This is a genomic window from Desulfovibrio sp. (genome assembly GCF_009712225.1).
GTDB lineage: Bacteria > Desulfobacterota > Desulfovibrionia > Desulfovibrionales > Desulfovibrionaceae > Desulfovibrio.
The window spans coordinates 41,084-57,140 of record NZ_WASP01000001.1 but is presented as its reverse complement, the minus strand read 5'-3'; the positions used below and the strand labels follow the sequence as shown (position 1 = coordinate 57,140).

The 16,057-nt window shown below is 60.8% G+C and carries 11 protein-coding genes and 1 pseudogene; 6 read left to right on the top strand and 6 right to left on the bottom strand.

All coding sequences use genetic code 11. The annotated features are described in order from the left end of the window. Nucleotide 1 precedes the first annotated feature (1 nt). From fdnG to F8N36_RS00200, 3 genes are all read right to left on the bottom strand, one after another. Entirely contained in the window at nt 2-3,040 is a 3,039-nt protein-coding gene (gene fdnG / locus F8N36_RS00210; RefSeq protein WP_291330736.1) for a formate dehydrogenase-N subunit alpha, read from the bottom strand. Between the two features lie 425 nt (nt 3,041-3,465). After that, a complete protein-coding gene (locus tag F8N36_RS00205; RefSeq protein ID WP_291330735.1) occupies nt 3,466-5,154 on the bottom strand; it encodes an FmdE family protein in 1,689 nt (562 codons plus the stop codon). A gap of 177 nt (nt 5,155-5,331) precedes the next feature. After that, on the bottom strand, nt 5,332-5,955 hold the full coding sequence (locus F8N36_RS00200; protein ID WP_291330734.1) for a molybdenum cofactor guanylyltransferase: 624 nt from the start codon (nt 5,953-5,955) through the stop codon (nt 5,332-5,334). A 65-nt stretch (nt 5,956-6,020) separates the two neighbouring features. On the opposite strand from F8N36_RS00200, the pseudogene F8N36_RS16310 reads away from it, so the two are divergent. The 6 genes and pseudogenes from F8N36_RS16310 to F8N36_RS00175 all read left to right on the top strand — a co-directional run. Continuing rightward, a pseudogene (locus F8N36_RS16310) lies at nt 6,021-6,293 on the top strand (transglutaminase family protein); the annotation flags it as partial. Between the two features lie 10 nt (nt 6,294-6,303). Further along, entirely contained in the window at nt 6,304-6,633 is a 330-nt protein-coding gene (locus tag F8N36_RS00195) for a hypothetical protein (protein ID WP_291330733.1), read from the top strand. Between the two features lie 151 nt (nt 6,634-6,784). Continuing rightward, entirely contained in the window at nt 6,785-7,273 is a 489-nt protein-coding gene (locus F8N36_RS00190) for a CvpA family protein (RefSeq protein ID WP_291330732.1), read from the top strand. A 28-nt stretch (nt 7,274-7,301) separates the two neighbouring features. Beyond that, nucleotides 7,302-8,102, top strand: a complete 801-nt coding sequence (mazG, locus tag F8N36_RS00185) for a nucleoside triphosphate pyrophosphohydrolase (RefSeq protein WP_291330731.1) — start codon at nt 7,302-7,304, stop codon at nt 8,100-8,102. A gap of 11 nt (nt 8,103-8,113) precedes the next feature. Beyond that, complete coding sequence (locus F8N36_RS00180) at nt 8,114-10,288, top strand: hypothetical protein (RefSeq protein WP_291330730.1); 2,175 nt, start codon at nt 8,114-8,116, stop codon at nt 10,286-10,288. Continuing rightward, nucleotides 10,285-12,417, top strand: coding sequence for a hypothetical protein (locus tag F8N36_RS00175; protein ID WP_291330729.1), 2,133 nt, complete (start codon nt 10,285-10,287; stop codon nt 12,415-12,417). The genes F8N36_RS00180 and F8N36_RS00175 overlap by 4 nt, the downstream gene beginning before the upstream one ends. A gap of 275 nt (nt 12,418-12,692) precedes the next feature. Here F8N36_RS00175 and F8N36_RS00170 read toward each other — a convergent pair whose 3' ends face one another. From F8N36_RS00170 to F8N36_RS00160, 3 genes are all read right to left on the bottom strand, one after another. After that, nucleotides 12,693-13,229, bottom strand: coding sequence for a serine/threonine protein phosphatase (locus F8N36_RS00170; RefSeq protein WP_291330728.1), 537 nt, complete (start codon nt 13,227-13,229; stop codon nt 12,693-12,695). Then, entirely contained in the window at nt 13,230-14,213 is a 984-nt protein-coding gene (gene glpX / locus F8N36_RS00165) for a class II fructose-bisphosphatase (protein WP_291330727.1), read from the bottom strand. Nucleotides 14,214-14,362: 149 nt separating this feature from the next. Further along, nucleotides 14,363-16,045, bottom strand: coding sequence for an NAD+ synthase (locus tag F8N36_RS00160; protein WP_291330726.1), 1,683 nt, complete (start codon nt 16,043-16,045; stop codon nt 14,363-14,365). Nucleotides 16,046-16,057 lie beyond the last annotated feature (12 nt).

Here is a 16,057-nt window from a genome sequence, read left to right as displayed (position 1 = left end):
GTTAGCCTATTTCGGTCAGCTTATCAGCCTTGCGCAGATTGACGCAGCAGGCCTTGGATTCAGGAATGGTGGTGTTGGGGTCATAGGCCCCAACGGTCAGCCTGTTGGTGGAGTCGCCGCACTTGGGCGTGGTCCAGCCAAAGGCGAAGGGCATACCCACGAGGTGGATTGTTCTGCCCATAACCGTAAAGGGACGAATGCGCACCGTCACCATGGCGATGGCCTCGCATGTGCCGCGAATGCTTTCAAGAAGGACGCCGTCGCCGTTCTTGATGCCCTTTTCCTTGGCCAGTTCCGGGCTCATTTCAACATAGAGCTGCGGTTCTGTTTCAAGCAGGTTGGGCACATTGCGCGTTTCGCCGCCGCCGCACCAGTGCTCGGTGAGGCTGTAGGTGGTCAGCACATAGGGGTAGTTGGGGTCAGCCGGTGCGGCAATCTTGTCCATATCAGAGGTATGGAACTTGTACACCGGGCTGCTCAGCTGTTTGGAGAAGGGATGGCTCGCCAGAGGCGTTTCCGCGGGCTCGTAGTGCTCGGGGAAAGGACCGTCGGCAGGGCCAGCGGCAAAGAACTGGGAATGCCCGTCCTTTACCATGATGAAGGGCAGCTTGCCGCCTTCATTGGCCATGGGCGGCCAGGGGCCGTCGGGCACGTCGCCCACCCACTTGGTGCCGTCCCATTCAATAACAGCGCGCTTGGGATTGAAGGGCTTGCCGTTCACGTCCACAGAAGCGCGGTTGTACAGAATGCGGCGGTTTACCGGCCAGCACCACGACCAGTTGGGGAACAGGCCAATGTTGGCCTGCATGGGTGTCTGGCTGGAATTACGGCGTTTGGACTTGTTGCCCTCTTCTTCGGTCCAGCTGCCGGTGTAGATCCAGTTGAGAGACGAGGTCGTTCCGTCGTCCTTCAACGCAGCAAAAACGGGCACGAGCTGGCCGCGCTTGTACTGCTTGTCGCCCACCTTGGCATCGGCCCAGAAGAAGCCGTTGATACGGCGCGCCCAGTCGGAAGCGTCGTACTTTTCGGGCCAGTTCATCTTGAGGATGGCCTCGGGCAGCACGCCGCCTTCGGTCTTGTAGAGTTCACGGATATTATTGAACAGGGGCACCACGATATCGGCAAAGTTACGGGCCTCGCCGCCGGGTTTGACGCCCTGGTCAAACCACTGCAACCAGCGGCCGCTGTTGCTGATGGTGCCTTCTTTTTCAATGCGGTGGGCCGAGGGCAGCAAGAACACTTCGGTCTTGCAGGCCTTGGGGTCCACGCCCGGACGCTTCCAGTTGTCCGTGGTTTCCGAATTATGCAGTTCGGAGCACACGAGCCAGTCCAGCTTGTCCAGAGCGGCGCGCATCTTGTTGGTATTGGGGAAGCTGTTCATGGGGTTCACGCCAAAGATGAAGCCGCCGCGCATCTTGCCCTGATAGACCTTGTCCATGGCAAACATGTACGAGCAGTCTTCGTTCGGCTCCAGCTTGGCCAGCAGGCTGTAGCAGAAGTCGTTTTCAGGCGTGGCTTCGTCGCCAAACCAGCCCTTGAGCAGGCTGGCAATGTACTTGGGCCGGTTGCTCCACCAGTTGGCGCTGTTGGGCAGCTTGGTCACCGGCGTATTGGCCTTGTTGTAGTCGGCCAGGGTCTGCCACGGGGCCCGCGGGGTGCCGTGGTAGCCGGGCAGGTTGTTGTACAGCAGGGCGTGGTCAGTGGAGCCCTGCACATTGGGTTCACCACGCAGGGCGTTGATGCCGCCGCCAGCCACGCCAATGTTGCCCAGCAAAAGCTGGATCAGCGAGGAAAGACGGATGTTCTGCACGCCCACGGTGTGCTGTGTCCAACCCAGGGCGTACATGATGGTGCCAGCCTTGTTGGGGCCGCCCGTAGCGCAGAAGGCCTTGTAGACCTTGAGCAGATTTTCCTGCGAAACGCCCGTGATGTCGGAAACATTTTTGAGCGTGTAGCGGGAATAGTGCTGGCGCATCATATTGATGACGCAACGTTCGTTCTGGAAGGTGGGATCAACCACGGGCTTGCCGTCAGCGTCCATTTCCAGCGCCCACGTCTTTTTGTCGTATGTGCGCGTAACCGGATCATAGCCACTGAAAAGGCCATCGCTGAAAGCGTAATCCTTGCCAACAATAAAGCCGGCATGGGTGTACTTTTCAACATATTCCTTGAAGTACAGCTTGTTTTCCAGAATGTAGTTGACCATACCGCCAAGGAAAGGAATGTCCGTTCCCGAGCGCAAAGGCACATGGAAGTCGCACCGGGCAGACGTGCGCGAGAACTTGGGGTCAACGTGCATGAGCACGGCCCCGTTGTCCTTGGCCCGCATAACCCACTTGAAGGCGACAGGATGATGTTCAGCGGCATTGCTGCCGATAATAAGCACTGCATCGCTATTCTTGATATCGATCCAGTGGTTCGTCATAGCACCGCGTCCGAACGACTCTGCCAGAGCCGCAACAGTGGGGCTGTGTCAGACCCGTGCCTGGTGGTCCATATGGACAACACCCAGGCCGCGTATTGCTTGGTGAATGACTGCACATTCCTCGTTGGAAGCGTGCGAGGTTCCCATCCAGAAGATGGAATCGAGCCGGTTAACCGACTGCCCCTTTGCATTCTTGAGAATAAAATCCTTGTCGCGAGTATCTTTCACCCGGCGGGCGATCTGGGCAAGAGTCCAGTCCCAGTCCTTTTCCACCCAGTGATCGCTGTTGGGCGCGCGGTAAAGCGGCTTTTTCAGACGGTGATCATTGGTGTACATGCTGAAGAGCGCTGCGCCCTTGGCGCAGAGCGCACCTTCATTGACGGGGAAATCAGGGTCGCCTTCTGTCGAAACAAGCTTGCCGTCACGCACATAGGCAATGACCTGGCAGCATACCGAACAGAACGGACAGACGCTGATGACTTCCTTGGCGCCTTCTATTTTGAGTTTTACGGCGTAAGCCTGGGCTTCGCCCAGGTCGAAGCCCAGCTGCCCCAATGAGAGGCAGAGAACTCCTGCACCGACGCCCTTGAGGAAACTCCTCCGGGTGCTTTTCATGATGATACTCCTTTTTTTGGCCTGTCACACAACGGAAGGGCCGAAATTCAGCCTTAACCAACGCCCGGCATGCGGCGTCTGTAACAATGATGGAGATTTGTTATCACCATACTTAAAAAAACGTGATATCGCAAGATAGTTACAGATATTTAAATGAAGTTAACCAATTTGTGATCTATTTCTCAATATAATAGATTCTTCTGCCATTTCAGACTGATGCCGCACAAACAGACAACACAGTAATGTGTTATTGTCACAATAAATGTACATATTTCCAAATAAGCAATGCTGAAATCATTACTCTTTTTCATTCACATTTACTGGGCTCACGGGCAATAATTTTGCAGAAAAATAAAAAAGGCCCCGACCGGAGCCGGAGCCTCTGAAACAGCGTTGTTGCTTTTTGGTGCTACTGGCAACCGCAGTTATTTGCCAAACCAGCACTTGGGATAGGTGCAGGTATGGCACGACAGGCAGTAGCCGCCCTCGCCCATGCGGGCGGCCTCGGCACGGGTGAGCCCACGGCCAGCCAGCATGCGCGGCAACACCAGATCAAGGAAGGTGGTTTTGTAGTACAGGGCGCAGGCGGGCACACCCAGCACCTGCATGTCACCCTGCGGGCCGGGTATGCGGCCCATGAGGCTCATGGTTCCGGGCAGCACCGGCACGCCGTGCAGCACATCGGTAAGGCCCGCCTCAACCAGGGCCTGCCGGGTCACGTCGTCCGGGTCTACCGAAAGCCCGCCTGTGGTAATCAAAAGGTCGGCCCCGGCCTCTCGCATGGCGGCCACAGAGGCGCGCATCATGGCCTTGTCGTCGGGCACGATATCGGTACGCACCACGTTGCAGTCGAGCATAGTTACCTTGGCCGTGATGACAGGAATAAACTTGTCTTCAATGATTCCCTGAAACACTTCGGTGCCGGTCACCAGAATGCCCACACGGGCCTTGCGCAGGGGCAGCACGCGAAACAGCGGCCCGCCTTCCAGCGCCTCCAGCGCCTGCGACATGCGCTCGCGGGTGATGTACAGCGGGATGGCGCGCGTACCGCACAGGGCACCGCCCTCCTTGACCAGAGTGCCGTCCTGGCGCGAGGCAACCATGACCTCGGGCACAAGATTGAAGCGCGTCATACGCTCCACATCCACGCAGAAAAGACCATTACAGGCAGCCTTGAAATCAATCTTGCCTTCGTGGGGCGGCAGCTCGTAGGTCACGCCCTCGCCTGCCATGCGGCGGGCAAAAATTTCTGCAGCCTCGTCTTCGTGAACCAGTGCCTCCGGGCTGGAGGAGCCGGTTCCCGTGGCCGTATCATCGGTAACAGCCACATGAAAACGGCCCATCTGCTGTAAACGGCATATGTCGCCCACAGAGATGCGCTGCCCGGCCTTGAATTCCGGCCCCTTGAACTGACCGGGATCAATGCGCGTCATGTCATGGGCCACGGTTTTGCCCACGGCTTCTTCCACCGGCACCACACGCACGCCAGCGGCAGCCTTGTGGCGCTCTGCGGCAAGAGCCTGACAGTCTTCCTTGAGCTCGCGCCGCGCAGAAACATAGGGGGCCTCGCCCTGGCAGCCACGGCACACGGGGCCGTCCTCCACCGGATATGCCTCGCCGCACACAGGGCAGCAAAGTATGCGGGTCATGTGCTTGTGCCCGATAAAACGACGCTTCACGGTAATGGGCTCAACATTGCAGATGGAGTCGCCAGCAGTTTCAATCTCTGATTCCAGCAGGGCAATATCCTGATCTTTTTTTGCTTTTTCCTTAAAGAACCAGGCCTTGAGCTCGGGGTACGCGGCCATTTTCACCGGGTCGAGGCTCACGCGCACACCTTCGCCCGTGTGTTTGTCAAACAGCGAAACCGCGTAACGCCCCAGATTGTGAATCTTCATCCAGTTGTTGCCAATGCTGCACAGGGTGAGCAGCTGCACGGCATCGGGCAGGCACTTGCCAGATTCCACCACTGCCTCGAACAGTGTGCCCTCGGGCAGATGGCGCTTGGCCAGTTCAACCATATACCCGCCCACAAGCAGACCGGGAGCCGCATAACCATGAAAATTTTCTGCAAGCTGGCGAAATTCCTTAAACGTATAAGCCCCAATATCCATGTCTGCTCCAGATTGCCGCAGGGCACCCAATGGCGCTGCCCCGACAAAGTTGTTCGCGCGCTGTTCATTCCGCATTCCGGGCAGACGCGCAGCTGCGCCGGAGGACAAATATTACGGGCGGCCAGTATGCGGTCGCGTATTATCACGTTTGTATTAGATACCGTGAGCCAAAAAACTTTAAAGAGACACGCCAAGAATATCCAGCACCGTTTTTACGTCTTCCGGGCGGTTCAGGTTCACAAAGGGGCGTGATTCTTCCACACTGTAGGGCAGGCAGCGCTGATACTGCTGCGGCACAATGCAGTTGAGGCGGCCACCGGGCATGGCAAGCCATTTTTCAAACAGGGGCAGCGATGCTGTTTCGTATACTGCCGCAAGCGCCTCTGGCCTGCCGCTTTCCGCATCAACATAGAGAGTGGCCAGTGTGCCAGCCGGTGCCGCCGCATGTGCGGCCAGAAGCCTGCGCAGAGTGGCAGCGTCCATAAGGGGCATATCACACGAAAGAGCCAGCACTGCAGCAAAGCCTTGCGATTGCGCCGCATGCAGCGCCGCCAGTATGCCCGCTGCAGGGCCCTGATCCGGCTTTGCATCAAAAAGGCACTCGTATCCTTTGCGCGGGGTATCTGCCCGACACGAAACCCAGCACCGGGGCAGCAGCTCTGCCAGCAGGGAATGTGCGCGCGCCAGAAGGTCGGGCCTGTCCGGCCCGTGTAAGCGCATCAGGGCCTTGTCGCGCCCCATGCGGGTAGAAAGCCCCCCCGCCAGCACAACGCCCGCCACGCGGCCCTGCAAATGTTCCATGCGCCTCCCGCCACGGGCGCGCCCTTAATTTTGCGCATGCCGCGTGCCTGTGATATAGTTTTATAATGATGCACCAATTCCACCCAGCACCGCAAGCCTGCCTGAGCAAATCGGACATAATCGATTTCCATTGCCCTGCCGTGAGGGCCAAGGCCACCAGCATTGCGGCAGCATGTGCAACAGAAATGGAGCTCATTGAAACAACCTATGTTTTTGTGCGCGATCACATTGCCCATTCCATAGACTGCGGCGGCACGGCAGTTACCTGCCGCGCCTCGGATGTACTGCGCGTTGGCGAAGGCCTGTGCTACGCCAAGGCCCACCTTTTGGCGGCCCTGCTCAGGGCCAATGGCATTGCCACAGGTTTTTGCTACCAGCTGCTGGGGCTGGCTGACGAGCACGACCCTCAAGCGGGTGCTGCACGGGCTCAACGCCGTGTGGCTCAAAGACCAGCACCAGTGGCGGCGGCTCGACGCCAGAGGCAACAAGCCCGGCGTGGACGCGCAATTTTGCCCCCAGGGGCCGGAGCAGCTGGCCTTTACCGTGCACCCGCAGTTTGGCGAGGTAGATTATCCCCATATTTTTGCAGAGCCAGACCCCGGTGTAGTGGCCCTGCTGCTGGCCCCAATGACTCTGGCACAGGTGCTGCCCCTGCTGCCGCAGGGGCTCAGCCAGTAGCACTGCGGGGTGGGCCGAAGTGCCCGCAGGGCGCATTGTGCCGCGCGCACGCATCTGCTATGCTCTGCCCCGCCGCAGGTCAAAGGCCTCGGCGCACAAGCCTTCACGAAGCGAACCATACAAGGATTCCCACAGTCGCAACGGAGAACGCATGGGTCAGGACATTTTCGACCTCATCATAGTGCTCATACTGGTTTTTTTTGGCACACGTGGCTTTATTCACGGTTTCGTGGGCGAGGTGGCCGGCCTGGTGTCGCTGCTGGGCGGTTTCTGGGCCGCGCACCATTATCACAGTCTGCTCGCCCCACGTCTAACCCTCATTGTCGACCCTTCGTGGCGCATCATCGCCGCCTACGTGCTCATTTTTCTGGGTGTGATCATTTCTGTGGCCATAATTGCCCGCATCCTGCAAAAAATACTCTCCTTCTCTTTTGTTTCATGGGCCGACAAACTGGCTGGCGGCATGCTCGGCCTTGCCAAGGGCGTACTGCTGTGCTCGCTGGCCCTGCTGTTTCTGCAAAAATTTTTCGCGGGTGCTCCCTTTATGCAGCACTCACGCGCACTGCCCTACTTTAACGCGCTCATGACCCAGGTACACGGCTGGCTGCCGCCCGACCTCACCGCCCGCCTGGGCATTTAACTGCCGAATTACCAAGGAAATTTGCATCATGGAAAAGACCGCTCTTCAAGAACTTCAGCTGATTATCGACAAGCTCACCGCGCCCGACGGCTGCCCCTGGGACAAGGAGCAAACCCCCGAAAGCCTGACAGAATATATCATTGAAGAAAGCCACGAACTGGTGAGCGCCATTCGCTCTGGCGATGTGGCCGAAATACGCGAAGAACTGGGCGACGTGGCCTTTCTGCTGCTTTTTGTGGCGCGCATGTACGAAAAGCAGGGCCAGTTCACCTTTGACGACGCCCTCAACAACAACCGCGCCAAGATGATCCGCCGCCACCCGCACGTGTTCAGCAACACAGTTTTTGACAGTCTGGACGAACAGCTCAAGGCTTGGGAAAAAATCAAGCGCGCCGAGCACGCCGACGACGAAGGCAAGCCCAAGGGCCTCTTTGACACCCTGCCCGAAAGCCTGCCCCCGCTCGCCAAGGCCTACCGCATCAACTCCAAGGCGGCCCGTGTGGGCTTCACCTGGGAGGCCGATGAAGAGGTTGAACAGCAGGTGGAAGCCGAATGGCTGGAATGGCTCGACGTTTCTGCCGGTACCGATCAGGAAGCCCAGAAACACGAGCTGGGCGACCTGCTGTTCAGCATTGCCGAACTTGGCCGCCGCAAGGGTATCAAGGCCAACGAGGCGCTGGACTACGCCAACCGCCGTTTTCTCAAGCGCTTTGCCCGAATGGAAGAAATCGCCCGCGAGCAGAACCGTGATTTTGCAGCCCTCACCCTTGATGAAAAGGACGAGCTGTGGAACACGGCCAAGGCCGAGGAAGAAGCGGCCAAAGCCTAACGGCCATGCCCATGCAGCGTTCTTATTGCCATCGGTCCGGTCAACCGCAGAAGTGCGGGCTGGCAGCCCTGCTGCCGCTTGTGCTGCGGCCTGCCTTGTGCATGGTCCTGAGCATTGCACTGTGCGTTATACTGGCCGCCTGCACCTCACGCAGTGGGCGCAGTGGGCACGAAAACGCGCTTCGACGCGAGCAGCCATCGGGCAGCGCCGCTCTTCTGCCGCGTGCCGACCCGGGCTACCTGCAATGGCTTGAGCGACAGTCCATGCTCGGCTCCACCCAGGAGCTCACGGGACAGGTTTCCGGCACAGACCTTATCTGGCGCAACAGCGCTTCTGCCCGTCGGGTGCCCCTGCTGCTCACTGCCGCGCCAAACTGGTTTGACGTAAATCCCCACAGTCTTGCTGGCGGGCAGCCAGCCCTGCGAGCGCTTGCCCAGCCGGGGCTGGACACACTGCTGACGCAGGTGGGCTTTGGCGGGCTTTTTCTGGCCCCAACGGGTGAGAAGGGCGATATCTGGAGCACCCACGCGGCCTCGGCGCAGCCCGACGCGGCCTCTGAAACGGGTGACAACGTCACTTCTCTGCGGATTGATCCCACTCTGGGCGCTGGCGACGATTTCAACCGACTTGCGGAAAAGTTTGACCAGGCCCACATGCAGATGGGCGGTGAACTGCCTCCTGCGGCCACGGGACTCGGGCCGGATTTCATACTTCAGGCGCGCCGGGCCTCGCGCTTTGACGGCCTGTATGCCATGATGGCTGTGCCGCAAAAAGACTGGAGCATTCTGCCCACAACCGCTGGCGAATGGGACTGCCTGCCCCTGCGCGAAACCGCCCTTGTGGAGCTGCGCAAGCGTGGCATTATTCCCGACATGCTGCGGCGTGATGGCGTAGACTGGGCCACCCCCGGCGGATGGGCCGTGACCGGCGAAATCCGTGGCGCAGATGGTCAGGTGCGGCGCTGGGTGTACCGATACAGCGGCAATGCCCTGCGCCCCGTGCTGCTGTGGCAGGACCCATCGGGTCAGGCCCGACGGGTGTTCTCTGCCTCGGTTATCCAGCACACCGGCCTGCAGCAGCAAACACTTGCGGGTATCAGGCTTGAACCCCTCATGGGGCTGGACGCGCAGGCCGAAGGCCGCATCGGTACTGTTGGCGATGCGGGCGCGCTTGTGCCCGGCATAGTGGCCCTTGAATCTCTGGCGGGCGAAGTGCACCGCTATGGCGGGTGGGCCGTGCAGGACGACATTCTGCCTCCCTCGCTGACACGCACTGTGCTTGCCACTGCCGTGGACTTCAGCCGCGACAGCATCACCCCTGCAGCGGCTGGCTACGCCCTGCTGAGCGGCGATGCCGCACCGCTGGCCGCCCTGCTCAAGGCCTCGCTGGCGACTGGCGTCGATCACAGCCGCCTTGCGCGCGGTTTGCGCGACAGGCAGTATGTGGACTGGCGGCCCCTGCTTGACCTGCCGGATGGCAAGGCTCTTGTGCGTCGTGCCCAGCAGCTCGCCAAGGGCTCGCCCGATGCTTATGGCCTGCCCGTTACACAGGCGGAGCTGTCTGCGCGGGCGCTGGGCCTCGACGACACAAAGGCCATACGGCCCGAAAGCACGCCCGCCATGGAATCGGCCTGCCTGCTGCTGCTCAGCTGGCGCATGGGTTTGCCGGGCCTGACATTTTTGAGTCCGCAGGATATAACAGGCGCGCTTGGTCTGCCGCAGGGTTCCGGCAAGGGAGCTTCCGAAGCTGGCGGAGTGGCCCTTTGGGCCACCAGTGGCCAGGCTGGCGGGCAAGCACCGGCTCCGTTGGCCTTTGGCCCGCTTGATATGCAGTGGAGCCGCGAAACGAGTTTTGCGCGCCAGATTGCCCGCATCCTGCAAGGCAGGCGCGCAGCCGGTCTGGCGGGAGGGCGGCTGGTGCAGGTTACCACCGGTCCCACGGGTTGCGTGGCAACTCTGAGCTCCCTGCCCGGTGGCGGATACTGGCTGCTTGCAGCGAATTTTTCAGATAAAAAGCAACATATTGTCTGCCCCCTGCCCGCAGACGCGCAAGGCCCTGCACGCGACGTGCAAAGTGGCCAGAGCATGTCTAAGGCCGGACGCGCCTTGGAAATTGACCTCGAAGCCCGCCAGGCCCGGCATGTACTGCTTGGTGAGCCGAAAACGCATGAAGGAGCGATGCCATGACCCAGAACAGCGCCCAGAATCCCGAAGGCCAGGCTGCCTGTCAGCCGGGGGGCCAGCAGCCCAGCGCGGAGGGTGAACACACCGCCGCTACGCAAAATGCTGCCGCTTCCCAACCGTCTGCCTCTGCCGCCGAGCCCGCCGCACAGGCGGCCTCCAGCCAGCAAAGCTCCAACGCGGAAGACTCCAGCTCAGGCGCGTCACGTCCGGTAACCATTGCGGCCAAGGGTTTCAGGGGAATGTTCGGCAACACCGGCAAGTCTGGCAATGCCGCTTCTTCCGCCAAACCCGCAGCTCAGGCTGCCCAGCCAGCCACTCCCGGCTTTGGCGACAGTCTTTTTGATGCGGCCAGCCTTGCTGGCCCCCTGATGCTGCTGCTCATCATGCTGGCCCAGGCTTGGCCTGCCCTCATGGGGCACAGCGTATACTGTCCCAGCGAAGCAGCGGGCATTGTGACCTTTGCGCAAACCACCCAAAGCGGCATGTGGCTTGCCCCTGCTGGCGACGGCCTTGCCCAGTGGCCCGTATTTTTCTGGTTTTTGCGCGGCATTGACACCCTGCTGACCAAGCTTGCGCCGCAGTTTGCCCACCTGCTTTTTCCCCTTGCCGCCATGGCGGGCTGCCTGCTGAGCCTTGTGGCCGTGTGGGTACTGGGCCGTGTTGCAGGGCTCGATCGCAAGGCTGCGCTGGCTGGCGGCATGCTGCTGCTCTGCGCGCCCATTTTTGCGCCACTCTCCACCTATGTGGGGCCGCAAGCCCTGGCCGCCGCACTCACGCTGCTTTCGCTGGCCTGCCTGTGCCACGGCTGGCAAAAACCCGGCACAACCCTTACGGTTCCTTTTGGTTTTGTGCTGGCTGCCCTGGCCGGGCTCACCGGCGGGCTCTTTTACATGCTGCTGCCCGTGCTGACCAGCCTCGCCTTCCTGTTCTGGCGCTGCGGATTCCGCCGTGCGCAGAAGCCTGACGGCCTGCTGGGTTTTGCGCTGCTGCTGGTCCTGGTGGGCATCTGGCTCGCCGTGGTCATGCTGTGGCAGCAGCCGCAGGGCTACCTTAAAAATCTTGGCGAACACCTTGTTACCTGGCCCATCAACAAAACCATATGGTGGAAGCCCCTTGCCTTTGCCGCTCTGGGCCTGCTGCCCTGGCTGGCCGTAATCTGCGGCGTTTCGTGGGGCCGCGTACTGCGCACCGCCCCCGCTGATCTGGCTGCCTCGCGCAAGGAAAAGGCCGGCATGGCCTTTTTGTGGATGGCCCTTGTTATCGCCTGCCTGCTCTGCATTCCCGCCGCCGACATGTTTGGCGCTGCCGTGTGCGCCGCCAGTCTGGCCGCCCTGCTGCTGGGCAAGGCCCTGCTGCGTCTCTCACCGGCTGGTGCAAAGCTGTTCTACATCATCATGACCCTGCTCGTGCTGCTCGCCAGCATTGCTCTGGTGGCGGCCGGTTTTGGCTACACTCTCGACGCGCTTGGCAAGCTCTTGCACATGACCCTCAGCGACAGCCAGCGCACTGCCGTGCTCGGCCTCAAGGCCCTGCCCGTACTTGGCGGCATTGGTATTGTGGCTGCAGTGCTGCTTGGCCGCCTTGTGCGCCCCGCAGCGCGCTGCGGCACCAGTGGTTCGCTGCTGATGTGCGCGGCCATTGCCATTGTGCTGGCCCAGCCTGCTTCGCTCATGCTTATGCCCCAGCTGGAAAAGACCCCTGAAGCACAGGTAAAGACCCTGAGCGCCATTCTTGCGCCTGCTCCTGCTGCTCCGGCAACTCCCGAAGCTCCGGCAGCACCGGCTGAGGTTGCACCCGCACCTGCTGCCGCTCCGGCTGCCCCTGCGGTGGCACCTACGGCTTCGCCCGAAGCTGCTCCGGCGGCCCCTGTTGAAAAGCCCGCCGCTCCCGTGCAGGAGCCCTCTGCGGCCCCCGCCGCTACCCAGCCTGAAGCTGCAGCTCCCCAGACGACCGAGCCTGCGCCAGCCCCGACGGCTCCGGTAGCCCCGGCCACTGAAGCGCCTGCTGCCCCCTCGGCTACCGACGCGGCCGAAGAACTGGCCAAGGACGTTGTCAAGGAAGCTGCTCCCGCAGCTCCTGCAGAACAGACTCCGGCCCCTGTAGCGGCTCCTTCCCAGGCTCCGGCCAACTAACCTGTTCCGCAGGCATATACCAACCCCTTGGTGGGTTGACCGCGCAAGGCCCCTTTCGAGGGGCCTTGCTGTTTTTTCTCAATGGCTGGCCCTGTTCTGCGGCAGGCTTGCCCGCTCCTGCCCGTGCTTTCCACACAGTCACGTGTGGAGTGTCCCTGCTGCAGATTTCACCGATCCAAAATAAAAAGGCCCCGGATGATCCGGAGCCTTTGAAATCAAATCAGCAGGTCAGATAGTCGCGCCCTGTCAGATATGTGGCGCGGCCGGAGAACTTTCTACTTGTTTATGGGCGGTGCATCGCCACCGGCCTTGAGCATGGTTCCAAGGTGACGCCTTGCCAGCGCAAGCTCACCGTCTGAAACCTCGGGCATGTCCTTGGACCGCGCGCCTGTCATGTCGTTGCCTTCCTCAACAATAGAGAGGGCGGCGGCCATGCGGCCCATTACGCAGAAAAAACGTACCGGGTTCCACTTGTGCGCCTGCACCCAAGCTGCGGCATTGGGCGAATACAGAAAATCTGCCTTGCCGTTGCGCAGTATAGGGTGCGCCTCTTCATTGTTGCTCTTGGCCCAGGCACGGAACTGGGGCAACAACTCGAGAAAGTCCAGCAGTTCCTTGTCCGTCACCGGAGGTTGCTTGTCGTACACGTTTACATTGCTGCTTGTGCTGGTGGCAGCAGCAGCGGGTTGTTCCGCTTTTTTCTTGGCAGCGGGAGCCTGTGCGGCCTCAGTAATGGCCGGTGCAAAGGCCACCAGCGGCAGGGCCAATAGAAGCGCCGCAATGACGCCAGAGTGAGATAAAATATTCTTCATTCAATACCGAACCGCGCTGATTTTCGCGAGTCTGTCCATGTTATGGTAAGACTCCACATACCGCAGGGTACCGGTTTTGCCGCGCAAAACCAGCGAATGCGTTACGGCGTGCTTGGCGCTGTAGCGCACGCCCCTCAGGAAATCGCCGCCGGAAATACCGGTGGCCGCGAAGAAGCAGTCGTCGCTGCGCACCAGATCATGAACGGTGAGCACCTCGCGGGCGTCAATGCCCGCTTCGGTGATGGCCTCTTTTTCCACATACGACTGCGGGTCAAGACGGGCCAGAATCTGCCCGCCCATGCCCTTGATGGCGCAAGCGGCCAGTACGCCTTCAGGCGTGCCGCCCGTGCCCATCATGATATCAACTTCAGAGCGGGGATCAACAGCCATCAGCGCACCCGCAACGTCGCCGTCGGTCTGCAGCTGGATGCGCGCCCCTGCCTGGCGAACTTCTGCAATGAGCTTTTCGTGGCGGGGCTTGTCGAGCACAAAGACCACAAGGTCCTGCACGCTCTTGCCCATGGCCTTGGCCACATTGGACAGATTGTCTTTTACCGGCGCGTCGAGATCAACCACGTTGCGGGCCTCGCGGGCCACAACGAGCTTTTGCATGTAATAGCTGGGCCCGGGATTGAACATGCTGCCGCGCGGGGCGACACCCACAACCGAAATGGCGTTGGGGCGGCCATAGGCCAGCAGATTTGTGCCTTCCACGGGGTCAACGGCCACGTCGAGGCTGGGGCCACTGCCCTTGCCCACTTTTTCGCCGTTGTAGAGCATGGGGGCATTGTCTTTTTCGCCTTCGCCAATGATGACCAGGCCGTCAATGCTGAGGGTGGCGAAGCTGACGCGCATGGCGTCAACGGCAGCGCCGTCTCCGGCTTCCTTGTCTCCCCGACCGAGCCAGCGGGCCGACGCAAGGGCCGCAGCCTCGGTAATGCGAACAATGTCCAGGGCCAGATTTTTCTCCGGTGCTTCCGCCATGATATCCTCCACTCAAATCAGCGTTGTGCAACACACTGCTCTTACCCCAGTGCGGTGCGGGCTTCAAGAAAAAACCCCCGCCTCTTTCCACAGGCGGCTGGCAAAACATACGCCGCGCCGCCCTGTCAGTCACTTTTTCAACATCCAGCCTATTTTTCGGGCAGGCTGAAACGCCCCGCCACGGGTGTCTGCCAGCCGCCGCCAAAGGGCGTACGGCTCAGATAGATCGCCAGAGGCTCCTGACGACGCTTGAACTCGGCCCGGAACAGCTTGTCGCGCACTTCCTTTCGGGTGGGTGAAAGCGGACCGGATTCGGCCTCTGCGGGCTGCAGCAGATCTTCAAGAATGGGGTCAAGATCCTCATAGGGCAGCAGGCTGTCCGAATCCTTCTGACCGGGGCGCAGCTCTGCCGAAGGAGCCTTGGTGAAAATTTCGTCGGGTATGATTTCTGCGCCACGGTGGGCATTGTACCAGCGGCCCACGGCGTACACCTGGGTTTTGGTAAGGTCGCCGATAACCGCCAGCGCGCCCACAGAATCGCCGTACAGTGTGCAGTAACCCATGGCCCCCTCGCTCTTGTTGCCTGTATTGAGCACCAGCGCACCGGCCCTGTTGGCCAGCGAGGTAATGAGCGTACCGCGTATGCGGGCCTGCACGTTTTCAAAGGTGACGTCGCCCGGCTTTTCTTCAAACAGATCAAGGCCGGGCTTAAGGGCGGTGGCAAAGGCCTCCATGAGCGGGCCGATAGGCAGGGTCACGGTGGTGATGCCCAGATTTTTTGCCAGCTTGTCAGCATCTGTCAGCGAGCCCTGACTGCTGTGGGGCGAAGGCAGAAGCACGCCGGTGACGTTTTCCGCGCCCAGAGCCTCCACGGCCACGCTGCACACAAGGGCAGAATCCATGCCGCCCGAAATGGCCACAATGCCCTTGTTCACCCCGCACTTGCACACAAAATCGCGTGTGCCGAGCACAAGGGCGCGCCAGTAGTCTTCTTCTACGCACGAGGCCAGCGGCTCAGGTGTTTTTGCCGCGCCCTGCCCGCGGGCGGTGTCCACCACCAGCACGTCTTCCTCAAATGCCTTGCCACGGGCAAGCAGCTGGCCCGTGGGGTCAAACACGAGGCTCTGCCCGTTGTACACGCGGCTGTCGTTGCCACCCACCATGTTGACCGAAAACATGTGTACGTGATGCCGCGCCGCCACGTGCGAAAGCAGGTGCTCGTCCGTTTCCTGCGCGCCCACGCTGAAGGGGGCCGCCGCCATGTGCACAAGGGCGTCCACGCCGCGCTGCACCAGTTCCATAAGCGGGTTGTGGCCGCTGGCGTAGCGGGTTTTCCAGAATGAACCGTCTTCGCTCTGCGCGTCTTCACACAGCACAACGCCAATGCGCCATCCGCCCATGGTTACGATGCCGCACGAAATGCCACGGTCAAAATATCGGGCATCCTCATCGGTAGATTCGGCCACGCTGGGGTTTTGCCCCTGATTCTGGTACACCTTGCGCGAAACAACCTGCCATCCGCCCTTTTCGACCAGCACGGCGGCGTTGGAAAGCAGACCGGATGCGTACACGCTGGGCACGGGCGCGCCCACCAGAAGCGATGGGCCGTCCTTGAGTTCGGCGGCAAGAACATCCAGGGCCTTGAGGCAACCCGCGGCAAAGCCCTGGGCGCACAGGTAGTGGCCGGGGGCCACGCCGCACAGCGCCAGCTCGGGCGTTACGCACAGGTCCGCCCCGGCGGCTCCCGCCTGGCGGGCGGTGCTGATGATACGTTCCATGTTTCCGGCCACGTCGCCGGTAACGGTGTTGCACTGCAATAGGGCGATTTTCATTCCGATGCCTCC